Source organism: Achromobacter veterisilvae (assembly GCF_037619525.1).
GTDB classification, from domain to species: domain Bacteria; phylum Pseudomonadota; class Gammaproteobacteria; order Burkholderiales; family Burkholderiaceae_B; genus Achromobacter; species Achromobacter veterisilvae.
On the sequence record NZ_CP148753.1, the window covers coordinates 5,344,436 to 5,357,261 of the forward strand.

Below are 12,826 nucleotides of genomic sequence, written 5' to 3' on the forward strand. Positions count from 1 at the left end.
TCGCCGGGTGTCTGACACCCGGGAACGCCGGCTTCAACTTGGACGGGCATCTCATGGGGTGTCAGACACCTTGCATATCGCCGATCCTCCGGGTGTCTGACACCCTGGAACACCAGCGTCAACTTGGACGAGCATCTCATGGGGTGTCAGACACCTTGCGTATCGACACCTTGCATCTCCATTCTCTTCAGATGCGCTCGAAGATCGCGGCGATGCCCTGGCCGCCGCCGATGCACATGGTCACCAGCGCGTAGCGGCCGCCCACGCGTTGCAGTTCGTGCAGCGCCTTGACGGTGATGATCGCGCCGGTGGCGCCGATGGGATGGCCCAGGCCGATGCCGCTGCCGTTGGGGTTCACCTTGGCCGGGTCCAGCTTCAGTTCGCGCGACACGGCGCATGCCTGCGCCGCGAAAGCCTCGTTGGCCTCGATCACGTCCAGTTGGTCCACGGTCAGGCCGGCGCGCTTGAGCGCGGCCTGGGTCGCCGGGACCGGGCCGATGCCCATGATGTCGGGGTCCACGCCCGCGTGGGCGTACGCCACCAGGCGGGCCAGCGGCTTGATGCCGCGCTTGGCCGCCACCGAGGCGTTCATCAGCACCACCGCGCCGGCGCCGTCGTTCAGGCCCGAGGCGTTGCCCGCCGTGACGGTGCCGTTTTCCTTCTGGAATACCGGCTTGAGCGTGGCCAGGCTGTCGGCCGAGATGTCGCGGCGCACGTGTTCGTCGGTATCGAACACGACCTCGCCCTTGCGCGACTTCATGACCACCGGCACGATCTGGTCGCGGAAGTAGCCGGCATCGATGGCGGCGGCGGCGCGGCGGTGCGATTCGGCGGCCACGGCGTCCTGGTCCTGGCGGCTGATGCCGAATTTGGCCGCCACGTTCTCGGCGGTGACGCCCATGTGCATGCGGCCGAAAGGATCCGACAGCGCGCCGGTCATCATGTCCAGCATGACGCTGTCGCCCATGCGCGCGCCCCAGCGCTGGGCCGGCGCGATATAGGGCGCGCGGCTCATGCTTTCGGCGCCGGCGCCGATCGCAATGTCCGCGTCGCCCAGCAGGATGGTCTGCGCCGCCGACACGATGGCCTGCAGGCCCGAGCCGCACAGGCGGTTGACGTTGAAGGCCGGGGTCTCCTTGGCGATGCCGGCGTTCATGGCGGCCACGCGCGACAGGTACATGTCGCGGGGTTCGGTGTTGATCACATGGCCGACCGCGACGTGGCCGACCTCGTCGCCCTTGACGCCGGCGCGTTCCAGCGCGGCCTTGATGACAGTGGCGCCCAGGTCGCACGGCGGCACGTCTTTCAGCGCGCCCCCGAAATCGCCGATGGCGGTACGGACGGCGGACGCGACGATGACTTCATTCATGGCAGGAGATTCCTTGAGAATTTACTATTGATGTAAGCAGCGGATCCAATGGCTTTTTTAGTAAGTGTCGACTTCCGCCCACGGGCCTCTGCATCATCCCCATTAGACCGACACTTCGTCCGTCAGGGCAAGCGCCGGCGTCCAAATGGCGGCGACGGCGCCGCGCGGCGCTCCATGCCGCCCCATTTCTTGCTGATATTTGTCAACCCCCGTCCGGCCCATGCGCGGAAACTCGAAGCCTGGAGGCGAGTCCGGCCGCCGCCCGGGCCGGGGCGCCGGAAGACGGCTCGCGCAGGCCCGGGAATTCCTTGCCATTGGAGAATCGTCATGGAATTGGAAGATGAAAAACTTCGCCGCCGCGCCCTGGACGCCCTGGAATACGATCCGCGCGTCGACGCCGCGGGTATCGGGGTCGCCGTCGCCAACGGCGTGGTGACCTTGACCGGCCACGTAAAGACCTACGCCGAAAAGTACGATGCGGAGCGCATCGTGCAGGGAGTCAGGGGCGTGAGGGGAATCGCCCAGGAAATCCAGGTCCGCAGCGAGTACGAAGAGCAGACCGCGGACGACCGGATAGCGACCCGCGCGGTCAGCGTGATAGGCTGGAACGTGTCGGTGCCGGCCGACGCGGTGCAGGTCAAAGTGCAGCAAGGATGGGTGACGCTGACCGGGGAAGTCGACTGGAACTACCAGCGCGCGGCGGCCGAAAGCGCCGTGCGCAAGCTCGGGGGCGTCAAAGGGGTCTCCAACCTCATCGCCCTGAACCCCGTCGCGCAGGTGAGCGACATCAAGGAAAGAATACAGACCGCGCTCAGGCGCAGCGCCGAGCTGGAAGCCGAGGAAATCCAGGTTTCGGTCCATGGCAGGCACGTAACCTTGACCGGAAAGGTGCGCAGCCTGCCGGAGCGCTATGCGGCCGAGCGCGCGGCATGGAGCGCGCCGAGCGTGCTCGGCGTGGACGACAGGCTGGAGATCGATTGATTTCATGCGACTGACCGCGCAGCCCATCTGCTCCCTGGTGCTGGCCGACCGCTACGCGGCGTCCGGCGAGTCTCTGGCGGCGCACGTCTATGCGCGCGTCGCGCGCGCCCTGGCGCAGGCCGAGCCTGCCGGGAAGCGGGCGGAAATCGCCCGCCTGTTCCTGCGCAACATGGAATGCGGCGCCATCGGCGCCGGCCGCATCATGGCCAACGCCGGAACGGACGCCCGCGCGACCATGGTCAACTGTTTCGTCCAGCCGGTCGGCGGCGCGCATTCCGCTCTGTCCTTCGACGAGGGGCTGGCGCAGGCCTGCGCGACGCTGGCCATGGGCGGTGGCGTCGGATATGACTTTTCCCCGCTGCCGCCGGCCGCGGCGGACGCCGAAGCCCAGCGCGCCGCGCCGCCGGTCTGCCAGGCGATCGACCGCTATGACCAGGCCTGCACCCAACTCCCCTGGCAGGGCAGCCGGCGCGGCGCGCAGATGGCGGTGCTGTCCTGCGACCACCCGGACATCGTCGAATTCGTGCGCGCCAAGCACGGCCGCAAGCGCTGGGGCACGTTCAATGTTTCCGTCGCGGTCACGGATGCGTTTCTCGTGGCGGTCGAGCGCGACGCCCCGTGGCCGCTGCTGCACCCCGCCGCGCCGAGCCCGGCGGCGATCGCGGCAGGGGCGGCCCGCTCGGAAGGCGGGCTGTGGCGCTACCGGGTGGATTCCGCCCGGGCGATCTGGGACGAGATCTGCCGCCAGGCCCTGCACAGCGCGGAACCCGGCCTGCTCTACCTGGACACCATCAACCGGACGAACCGCCTGCGCGCGCTGGAGACGATACGCGCGACCAATCCTTGCGGCGAACAGCCTCTACCCGAATACGGCTGCTGCGTCCTGGGCCCCATCGACCTCGGCCGCCTGGTGAAGCATCCGTTCGGCCAGGCCGGCGCGCCGGAAATGGACCTGACACGGCTCGCGGACCTGGTGCGGACGCAGGTGCGCATGCTGGACAACGTCATCGACCTGACGCGCTGGCCCCTCCCCGCCCAGGCGAAAGAGGCTCGCGCCAAACGCAGGATCGGAGTGGGGGTCACGGGCCTGGCGGACATGCTCGCGATGATGCAGTTGCGCTATGACAGCGAAGCCGGGCGGACCGCCGCCCAGGCGGCCGCCCGCTGCATCCGGGATAACGCCTATGCGGCCTCCGCGGCCTTGGCGGCGGAGCGCGGACCGTTTCCGCTCTACCGACCCGACGATTATCTGGCGCCGAGCGGAGCCTGCGATTCGCTTCCCGGCGAGGTGCGCAAAGCGATCGCGGCGCACGGCTTGCGAAACAGCCACCTCGTTTCCTACGCGCCGACCGGCAGCGTCAGCCTGGCTTTCGCGGACAACTGCTCCAACGGCATCGAGCCCGCCTACGGCTGGACATATCGCCGGCGGCTGCGGTTCCGGGGCGAACCGCCCACGGAAATGACGGCGGAAAACCATGCATGGCGGCTCTGGAAACGCCTGCACCCCGGGGCGTCGGCCCTGCCCGGCTACTTCCTCGAAGCCGCGGCCATCGCGCCGGCGGATCATGTCGCCATGCTCGCGGCGCTGCAACCCTATGTCGATGCCTCGATCTCGAAGACGGTTCCCGTCCCCACTCGCTGGCGCGTCGAGGACGTGCAGGCCCTGTTCATGCAGGGATGGCGGACGGGACTGAAAGGACTGACGATCTTCCGCCCCGACCCGGAGCTGGACGCCGTCATGTCCTCCGCGCCGGAACTCCGCCCGCTCGATGGACCGCCCGCCCAGGACTGCCGGATCTGCGGATAGCGCGCCGAGGGCACGAAAGCCCCCGGCGCCCGGACCGTCAATGGGAAAACAGCACCGGCACCGTCATGGCCTCCAGCAGCGAACGCGTCGCGCCGCCCATGACCCATTGGCGCATGCGGCTGTGCCCGTACGCGCCCATGACGATGAGATCGGCGCCGGCGTCCGCCGCCGCGCTCAGGATCGCGTCGCCCACGTCCGTGTCCCGCGTGCTGCGGAATTCGTGCCTGGGCAGGGGAAATCCGTGGCAGGCGCAGTACGCCTCCAGGTCTTCGAACGGCACCTCCAGACCGGACGCTTCGTCTCCGCCCTCGTCCAGCGTCAGGACCGTGAGCGCATTGGCATTGCGCAACAACGGCGCGGCATCGGCAAGGGCGCGGGCGGCTTCGCGCCCGCGGTCCCAGCAGTACAGCACTCGCGCGCCGACGCCCTTGAACGTGCCGGCAGCCGGCAGGACGATGACCGGACGCCCGGCGGACATCAGCACCTGCTCCACGAAATCATTCCCCGTCGCGGCCTCCAGATCGTCGGTATTCTCCTGGCTGACGATGAGCACGTCGGAACAGCGCGCGTGCTTCGCCACGCATTCGGCCGGCGTGCCCTCCCCTTGCCGCCACGATGCGGACACGCCGGCCTCTCTTGCCGCCTCGCTGAAAGCCGTCTGGGCGGCGCTGCGGCCTTTTTCATTGATCTGCCTGGCCATATCCATGGACCGCACCCACAGTCCCGCCTCGTCGTAGAAGTAGCCGGGCGCGATGTAGCTGGCGAATATGCCCGTGAGGTGGGCGTCGTGCGCCTTGGCCAGCAGCAGGGAAAACTCGATCCGGCGCAAGGTATCGGTTCCGTGATCCAGATGAACGGCAATGCGGCGAAACATGGCTGCCTCCGCGGGAAATGGAGAGTTTCAGGAGCGATGGGTTGCGGCGCCGCCGCGGCCCTCATTCGATCTGCAATGTCTTGTTCCGGTTGCCGGCGGCCTTGGGCAGCGTCAGGACGAGCACGCCGTTCTCGCAAGCCGCCTTGGCGGCGGCCTGGTCTATCGGGCTGGCCAGCGACACCGAACGCTGGATCCGCCCCCAGAACCTTTCCTGGCGGACCGTGTTGCCCGCCTCTTTTACTTCGCTGCTTTTTTCCTTGTTGGCCGAGATCATGACGGTGTTCCCGTCGATTTCCACCGTGATGTCTTTCTTGTCGATGCCGGGAACCTCGGCCTTCAGCACGTACTTGTCCCCTTCCTCGGTGACATCGATGTCCATCCGGGGCGCCTGGTCGTCTACGTTCTGCCGGATCGGCCGAAGAAAGGCCTGGAACACGTCCGCGAAGGGTTCGGCGGAAAAGGGGCTGTATTGAGTCAAGCGCGGCATGGCTATCTCCTTGTCGGATGAGCGGCGGGCACCGGCCCGCCTTCGATCCCATATTGCTCCGCCGCGCGCCGCCCATGTTGACCTTTGTCAAGCGCAAAACGGGGACGAAAATCCGGCCGCTTTTCGCCATCCGAAGAAAACCGGCGCGAAATTGACCGGCGTCAACTCGGGCGCCGGCCGCGGCGCGATGATGGAGACATGCCCTGTGCGCGTTCCATGCAAACCAGGGCGTCCCATTCTCGGAGGCGCTGTGAAAAACGTACTTGTCCCCGTCGACGGATCGGCCAATTCGCTGCGCGCCGTGCGCTACATGGTCGATCACATCAGAGAAAACGGCCCTTGCGCCATCCACCTGCTCAATGTGCAACTTCCCATCGTTTCCGGAACGGTACTGGCCTTCGTCGATCAGACGACCATCCAGGAGTACTACGAAGACGAGGCGAAAACCGCCCTGTCCGATGCAAAAGCGGTTCTGGACAAATCGGGAATCGTCTATCAGGCGGCGCTGCGCGTCGGCAATATCGCCGAATCGATCAAGGCTTACGCGACGGAGCAGCAATGCGACCACGTCGTGATGGGATCCCGGGGGCTGGGCGCGACGGGAAGCCTGCTGCTGGGATCGGTCACGCTGAAGGTGCTGCACACCATCCATATCCCCGTCATCCTGATCAACTAGGCCTCAGGAGAACTCCTCATGTACCAACGCATTCTCGTACCCGTCGATGGAAGCGACACCTCGGACCTCGGCCTGACGGAAGCGATACGGCTGGCGCAATTGACCCACGCCAGGCTGAGGCTGATCCATGTCATCGACGAACTCTCGTTCGCCTTCTCGGTGGACGCCTATAGCTATCAAGCGGGCGAACTGCTGGACCTCCTGCGCAAGAATGGCGCCGAGATCCTGGAAAAGGCGCTGGCCACGGTGCGGGCGCAAGGTATCGCCGCGGATACCGTGCTCTATGAAAACCTGGACAAGACCGTGCAGCAGCGCGTGATCGCCGAGGCCGAAACCTGGAAGGCCGACCTGATCGTCATCGGCACGCACGGCCGCCGCGGCGTGCGCCGCATGGTGCTGGGCAGCAGCGCCGAGGGAATCCTGCGAGGCGCCCATGTCCCCGTATTGCTGGTGCGCGCCCCCGACGGGACCCCTTGACCGGATCGGTCCGGAAGCGACGAATCATCAACACTGCGCCCCTGGCGCCCGGAGAGCAACCATGCGCGCGCGCGACCTCATGACCCCGGCCCCCTGCTGCGTCAACGCGAGAACGCCTGTTTCCCAGATCATGCGCGCCATGCTGGACAGGAGCATCAGCGCCGTGATGGTGCTGGGCGATGACGGCCAGCTTATCGGCCTGGTCAGCGAAGGCGACCTGGTGCGGCGGCAGGATAGCTCGCACCTGAAGAAAATAGACCATTGGCTTGCGCAACTGGCCGAAGGAGAGGCGCTGAACCTGGAATTCCTGCACAATCTGCAATTGGGCGAGCAGACCGCCGCCACCGTCATGAGCAGCCCGGTCATTACGGTGGCGGAAACCGCGGATTTGTCGCAGATCGCCGATCTGCTCCTCAAGCGGGGCATCAAGCGCGTCGCCGTCACCCGCGACGGCAAGCTGGTCGGCGTGGTCAGCCGGCGCGATATCCTGCGGGCGCTGCTGGCCCAGGAAGCGTGAGCGCGCGTACACGATAGGAAGCCGCCATGGACCGTATCGGAATCGTTTTCTATTCCCGCACCGGCACCGCCCGGGCGGCCGCCGAACGCCTGGCCTCCCTGAGCGGATGGCCCGTCCATGAAGTCAGGGACGCGGTGCCCAGATTCGGGCTGGGCGGCGACGCGCGCTGCGTCCTCGACAGCCTGCTCAAGCGCAGCCCCGACTTCCGCTACGACGGCCCGGCGCTGGACGAGCTGGACCATGTCGTCCTGATCGCGCCGGTGTGGCTGCGGTCGCTGGCGGCTCCGATGCGGGCTTTCCTCAAGACTCAGGGCCGGCTGATCAAGGCCTACTCGGCGATCTGCGTCATGTCGGGCTATGGGGGCTTTCGCGCCATCGACGACATCGCGACCCTCGCGGGCTCGAAACCCCGCTCCATCCTGCTCCTGAAGCAGTACGACGTGCTGGCCGAGGAATGCGATGCATCCCTTTGCCGCTTCAAGGAACAGACGCTGGCGGCCGCGGGGCGCGCGGGCTGGGACGACCCCGTGCTGCCCGCCATCGACTGAGCCCGCGCCCCGGCGCCGGGCCCTAGCCCTTTTGGATTACCGCGCCGCGCCCCGGTAGCCTGGCGCGGGAATGTGTGCTGCAATGAGTCGTCATCCGAACCAGGCGACATCGGCACATCGCACGTTCCCGCAATGAAGCATCCGCTCAGCGCGCCGCCCCTGCTCGACATCATCCAGTCCGCCACCGAACCGATCATCACGATAGACGAGCGCCAGCGCATCGTGATGTTCAATCCGGCGGCCGAACGCGTCTTCCTGTGCGGCGCCGACCAGGCCATCGGCGCAAGCCTGGACATCCTCATCCCGGCGCGCTTCCGCGCCGCCCATGCCAGGCATGTCAGCCGCTTCAAGGATACCGGCATGTCCGACCGGCAGATGGGCCTGGGCGGCCCGCTGTGGGGCCTGCGATCGAACGGCGAGGAATTTCCCATGGAGGCCTCCATTTCCCAGACGCGGTCCGAGGCCGGCGTATTCCTCTCCGTATTCCTGCGGGACATCACCGAACGGCAGCGGGTCGACCAGGCCTTGCGGGCCTCCCGCGACGAACTCACCCGGCTCTCCAACGCATTGCTGCACGTGCGCGAACAGGAAAAGAAGCATATTGCCCGCGAGCTGCACGACGACCTGGGCCAGACCTTGACGGCGTTGACCATGGAGCTTTCCCAACTGGAAGCCGGCTGCCCGCCGGGCGACGCCGAAGCGCGCGCACGCGTGCGCGCCATGCGGCGCCTGATAAAAAAGACCTTCGCCTCGCTGCGGCGCATCGCCTCCGATCTGAGGCCGGTCATGCTGGACGATCTGGGCCTGGCCGCGGCCGGCGAATGGCTGGTGGCGGATTTCGTATCGCGGTACGGCATCGACACCGAGGCCGAGATATCGATCGGCAACGCGGAACCCTCCAAACCCGTCGCCACCACCTTGTTCCGGATCGTCCAGGAGGCACTCACCAATATCGCCAAGCATGCCCAGGCGAGCAAGGTTTCGCTACGGCTGCACTGCACGGAGTCGCAGTGCGAACTGACCGTCCAGGACAACGGCGTGGGCGCGGCGCCCGAAAGCCTGGCGAAGAAGCTGCCTTTGTCGCTGGGACTGCAAGGCATACGCGAGCGTGTCCGGCTGCTCAACGGGGAGGTCACCATCCACACGCGGAAGAAGGGCGGCTTCCGTCTGCAGGTCCGCATGCCGGCCCAGCCCCCCGAATCGCCCTGGGGCGCACCGTGATTGCCGTCATGCTGGCGGACGACCATACCTTGCTGCGCGCGGGGCTGCGGCGCCTGCTGGAGCATGCCGGCGACATTTCGGTCGAGGGCGAGGCCGGCAACGGCGCCGAGGCATTGGAATTGCTGGCCCGGCGGCCTTGGGACCTGCTGGTGCTGGACATGTCCATGCCGGGCCGGGATGGCGTGGACCTGATCCGCCAGATCAGGAATGAACATCCGAAACTGCCGATCCTGGTCCTTACCATGCATGGCGAACAGCAATACGCCGTGCGCGCGATCAAGGCGGGCGCGGCCGGCTATCTGACCAAGGACAGCGCCGCCGAAGAGCTGGTGGAAGCGGTCCGGAAGGTCGCCGGCGGCGGCCGCTATCTGAGCCGGTCCCTGGCCGAGAACATCGCCTTTGAACGGCACGGCGATGCCGATTCCCTGCCCCATCTGTTGCTGTCGGACCGAGAGCTGTCGGTATTCCGGCATCTGGCTTCCGGCCTGAACAATTCGGACATCGCCAGGCTCCTGTTCCTGAGCGTCAAGACCATCAGCACCTACAAAAGCCGCATCCTCGTCAAGATGCACTTGCGCAATCAGGCGGACCTGGTCCGCTACGCGATCAGGCACCGCCTGGTCGATGAACAGGATGCCCCGGACCTCTGAGCCACCGGCGCCGGCCGCGCAGCGTAGGAAATTTCCTACAGCCGTAGGCGATTACAGCGAAAATCCGGCGGGTTGCGCTGATAGCGCGGCGCTTGCCGGCCACGCATACTGCTTCCAGGAACCGGCGTATCGCGGGCAATGCCTGTCCGGCGCCGGTCCCGGGACTGTCCGACATCGCGAGGCGCGGCCATGGAAATCCTCTTCGCATCCCCCGACCACGCATCGCCGCCGCCCGCGGCGGCGCCAGGCGACTGCGCCGCATGTCCCCTGGCGCGCGTCTGCCGCGCGATCCAGGACGAAGACGCCTTGCCGGCGGCCCCGGCCTTCCGCGCGCGGCGGCCGATCCGCCAGGGAGAGGCCATTTACCGGGCGGGCGATGCCTTGCAGAACCTGTACCGGCTGCGCTCCGGGTCCGTGAAGGTCCGCAGCACCAATCCATCGGGCCTGGAACAGATCACGGCATTCCCCGTCGCGGGCGCCCTGCTCGGGCTGGACGCCATCGAAACCGGCACGCACACCAGCGACGCCATCGCCCTGGAAGACTCGCTCGTGTGCGTCCTGCCGTTTTCCGAGCTGATGGGCAACTGCCGCCAGGATTTCACGGCGGCCCAGCTCCTCAACCGGCTGATCGCCCACGACATCAACGAATGCCGCCACCTGCTGCTGGCCCTGGGCTGCATGACGGCCGAGGAACGGATGGCGGACTTCCTGATGGGGATATCGGAGCAAATGGCGGCCAACGGATACTCGCCCCGCGAGTTCGTCCTGAAAATGACGCGCGAAGACATCGCCAACCATCTCGGAATGAAGGTCGAAACCGTGTGCCGCGTATTTGCGCGCCTGCAAGTGGCCAAGTTGGTCAACGTGCGCAGAAGGCGGCTGGAGATCCGCAACATCGACGCGCTGCGGAAAATGAGCCGCGGGTGATGCGCCGCCTCTTCCGCGGCGGCGTTCGCGATACATGCGCCCGGCGGCGGCCGGGCGCGAGCCCGCCGGCGGTCAGGCCTTGCGCGCGGCGCGGCGCGCGACGAAATCCCGCACGGCCTCCGCATGCGCCGGCGTCTTGTGCGCCAGCGACTGGTAGGCCGCCGACAATTCCAGCAGCGTGTCCAGGCGAGCATGCTGGCTTTCGCGCAGCAGGCGCTTGGTAAGGCGCACCGCGTCGGGGGAATTCGCGGCGATGCGGCCGGCCAGCGCGTGCGCCGCGGGCAGCAATTCGGCCGCCGGCACCACGCGCGACACCAGGCCCCATTCCACCGCCGTGCGCGCGTCGATGGCATCGCCCGTGAACGACATCTCGGCCGCCCGCGCCATGCCGATCAGCCGCGGCAGGAACCAGGCGCCGCCGTCGCCCGGCACGATGCCCAGCTTCACGAAACTCTCGGCGAAGGACGCCTCTTCGGCGGCGATGCGGATGTCGCACATGCAGGCCAGGTCGCAGCCCGCGCCGACGGCGGGACCGTTGACCGCGGCGATGGTGGGCACTTCCAGCGCATGCAGCGCCAGCGGCAGGCGCTGTATGCCGTGGCGGTATTCCTGGCGCAGCGCGGTGCCGCCCACCTCGGGGCCGATCTGCCGCTGCATGTCGTTCACGTTGCCGCCCGACGAAAACACCTTGCCGGCCGCGGCGATGACCAGCACACGCGCCTCGGGGTCGCGTTCGATGCGGGCGAACGCCGCGAGCAGTTCGTCGACCATCGTGCTGCCGGTCAAGGCATTGCGGGTTTTCGGATCGTCCAGGGTCAAGGTGACCACGCCGTCCGCGTTCTTTTCGTACTGCACGAGATCCGCCATGGACCCCTCCTTTGCTGAAAGACTTCGGTCTATTGTTTCGAATGCCGGCGCGCCAGGCGCGGAACCAATACCAGCGTAGGCACGCGGGGGCCTGCCGTCCAATATTAGTTTTTGCGATTCCGATACCGTAAGCGTATCGGCGGGCTGGGTGTTTCGATACTGAATTCATATCGAAAATCAAAAAAATAATATTGGACGGCTTTCAGCCCGCCGGGGGATAGTGGGCTACGGCGCCATGCTGCGGCGCCCTGTCCGCATCGGAGCGCCCCATGATAGATACGCTGGAACTCATCGCCATTCCGCCCGAAGACGAAGCCTTGCGCGCAGAAGTCCGGGAATTCCTGGCGCAAACGCTGGACGGCCTGGCACCCGACAAGCGGGCCCGGTCGTGGATGGGCTTCGACGCGGGCTTCAGCCGCCAGCTTGCCGAACGCGGTTGGCTGGGCCTGACCCTGCCGCGCGAACATGGCGGCTCGGCGCGCGGCCACTTCGCGCGCTTCGTCCTGTCCGAGGAACTGCTGGGCGCGGGCGCGCCGGTCTCGGCACACTGGATCGCCGACCGCCAGAGCGCGCCGCTGATCCTGAAGTATGGCACTCCCGCGCAACAGGCGTTCTATCTGCCCCGCATCTGCCGGGCGGAGGCGTTTTTCTGCATCGGCATGAGCGAGCCGGGATCGGGATCCGACCTGGCCAGCATCCGCACGCGGGCCGTGCCGGCCGCCGGCGGCTGGCGCCTGAACGGCAGCAAGATCTGGACGACCAACGCGCACCGCTCGCACTACATGATCGCGCTGGTCCGCACGTCCGGCACCGCCGAGGACCGCCATCAGGGGCTGTCGCAGTTCATCGTGGACCTGTCGCTGCCGGGCGTCTCGGTCCGCCCCATCGAAGACCTGGCGGGCGACGCGCATTTCTCGGAAGTGTTCTTCGACAACGTGGAACTCGCCGAAGACGCGCTGATCGGCGCGGAAGGCGCCGGCTGGGCGCAGGTGAATGCGGAGCTGGCGTTCGAGCGCAGCGGGCCCGAGCGCCTGTATTCGAGCATCGCGCTGCTGGAATGCTGGCTCGCGCATTGCCGCGGCCAGGCCGAGGACACGGCCAGCCAGGCCGTCCTGGGCGGCATCCTGTCGCAGATGGCCGTGCTGCGCGCCATGTCCCTGTCGATCGCGGGCAAGCTGGCGGCGGGGCTCAGCCCCGCCACCGAGGCCGCGCTCGTGAAAGACCTGGGCACCGAACTGGAGCAGGCCATCCCGCGCCTGATCGGCGATGCGCTGGCGCGCCGCCCCGACCTGCCGTTCCCCCCGCCGCTGCTGCGCACGCTGGCCTACCTGGAACAGGTGGCGCCCACCTTCTCGCTGCGCGGCGGCACCCGCGAAATCCTGCGCGGCATCATCGCGCGCGGCCTTGGCCTTCGATAAGGACGAC

Annotated in this window: 14 protein-coding genes; 10 read left to right on the forward strand and 4 right to left on the reverse strand. The window is 67.2% G+C overall.

The window, feature by feature from the left end:
• Window positions 1–187 precede the first annotated feature (187 nt).
• The gene (gene bktB, locus WHX56_RS24835) at window positions 188–1,369 is read right to left on the reverse strand and encodes a beta-ketothiolase BktB (RefSeq protein WP_129239878.1); all 1,182 of its coding nucleotides are present in this window, start codon (window positions 1,367–1,369) and stop codon (window positions 188–190) included.
• 327 nt (window positions 1,370–1,696) lie between these two features.
• Between bktB and WHX56_RS24840 the strand changes: the two genes are divergently transcribed.
• Complete coding sequence (locus tag WHX56_RS24840; protein ID WP_338879271.1) at window positions 1,697–2,350, forward strand: BON domain-containing protein; 654 nt, start codon at window positions 1,697–1,699, stop codon at window positions 2,348–2,350.
• A gap of 4 nt (window positions 2,351–2,354) precedes the next feature.
• On the forward strand, window positions 2,355–4,157 hold the full coding sequence (locus tag WHX56_RS24845) for an adenosylcobalamin-dependent ribonucleoside-diphosphate reductase (RefSeq protein WP_422393619.1): 1,803 nt from the start codon (window positions 2,355–2,357) through the stop codon (window positions 4,155–4,157).
• A 37-nt stretch (window positions 4,158–4,194) separates the two neighbouring features.
• Here the strand turns inward: WHX56_RS24845 and WHX56_RS24850 are convergent, their stop codons facing one another.
• A complete protein-coding gene (locus WHX56_RS24850; protein WP_338879272.1) occupies window positions 4,195–5,031 on the reverse strand; it encodes a universal stress protein in 837 nt (278 codons plus the stop codon).
• A gap of 61 nt (window positions 5,032–5,092) precedes the next feature.
• Window positions 5,093–5,518 carry an Hsp20/alpha crystallin family protein gene (locus WHX56_RS24855; RefSeq protein WP_129239876.1) on the reverse strand — a complete coding sequence of 142 codons (426 nt, stop codon included), beginning with the start codon at window positions 5,516–5,518 and terminating at the stop codon, window positions 5,093–5,095.
• Here WHX56_RS24855 and WHX56_RS24860 point away from each other — a divergent pair.
• The 7 genes from WHX56_RS24860 to WHX56_RS24890 all read left to right on the forward strand — a co-directional run bounded on the left by WHX56_RS24860 (window position 5,517) and on the right by WHX56_RS24890 (window position 10,534).
• Window positions 5,517–6,194 carry a universal stress protein gene (locus WHX56_RS24860; protein WP_338879273.1) on the forward strand — a complete coding sequence of 226 codons (678 nt, stop codon included), beginning with the start codon at window positions 5,517–5,519 and terminating at the stop codon, window positions 6,192–6,194. The genes WHX56_RS24855 and WHX56_RS24860 overlap by 2 nt on opposite strands.
• An 18-nt stretch (window positions 6,195–6,212) precedes the next feature.
• Window positions 6,213–6,671, forward strand: a complete 459-nt coding sequence (locus tag WHX56_RS24865) for a universal stress protein (protein WP_129239874.1) — start codon at window positions 6,213–6,215, stop codon at window positions 6,669–6,671.
• A 61-nt stretch (window positions 6,672–6,732) separates the two neighbouring features.
• A complete protein-coding gene (locus tag WHX56_RS24870) occupies window positions 6,733–7,188 on the forward strand; it encodes a CBS domain-containing protein (RefSeq protein WP_129239873.1) in 456 nt (151 codons plus the stop codon).
• A 26-nt stretch (window positions 7,189–7,214) separates the two neighbouring features.
• Window positions 7,215–7,736 carry a hypothetical protein gene (locus WHX56_RS24875; RefSeq protein ID WP_338879274.1) on the forward strand — a complete coding sequence of 174 codons (522 nt, stop codon included), beginning with the start codon at window positions 7,215–7,217 and terminating at the stop codon, window positions 7,734–7,736.
• 132 nt (window positions 7,737–7,868) lie between these two features.
• Window positions 7,869–8,957 (forward strand): PAS domain-containing sensor histidine kinase, encoded by a 1,089-nt coding sequence (locus WHX56_RS24880; protein WP_129239871.1) that lies wholly within the window; start codon window positions 7,869–7,871, stop codon window positions 8,955–8,957.
• A complete protein-coding gene (locus tag WHX56_RS24885) occupies window positions 8,954–9,607 on the forward strand; it encodes a response regulator (protein ID WP_129239870.1) in 654 nt (217 codons plus the stop codon). The genes WHX56_RS24880 and WHX56_RS24885 overlap by 4 nt, the downstream gene beginning before the upstream one ends.
• Window positions 9,608–9,796: 189 nt before the next feature.
• Entirely contained in the window at window positions 9,797–10,534 is a 738-nt protein-coding gene (locus tag WHX56_RS24890) for a helix-turn-helix domain-containing protein (protein WP_338879275.1), read from the forward strand.
• 72 nt (window positions 10,535–10,606) lie between these two features.
• Here the strand turns inward: WHX56_RS24890 and WHX56_RS24895 are convergent, their stop codons facing one another.
• Window positions 10,607–11,401 (reverse strand): crotonase/enoyl-CoA hydratase family protein, encoded by a 795-nt coding sequence (locus WHX56_RS24895; protein ID WP_129239868.1) that lies wholly within the window; start codon window positions 11,399–11,401, stop codon window positions 10,607–10,609.
• Between the two features lie 269 nt (window positions 11,402–11,670).
• Here WHX56_RS24895 and WHX56_RS24900 point away from each other — a divergent pair, with 269 nt between their 5' ends.
• Window positions 11,671–12,819, forward strand: a complete 1,149-nt coding sequence (locus WHX56_RS24900; protein ID WP_129239867.1) for an acyl-CoA dehydrogenase family protein — start codon at window positions 11,671–11,673, stop codon at window positions 12,817–12,819.
• The last annotated feature ends 7 nt before the right edge of the window (window positions 12,820–12,826 follow it).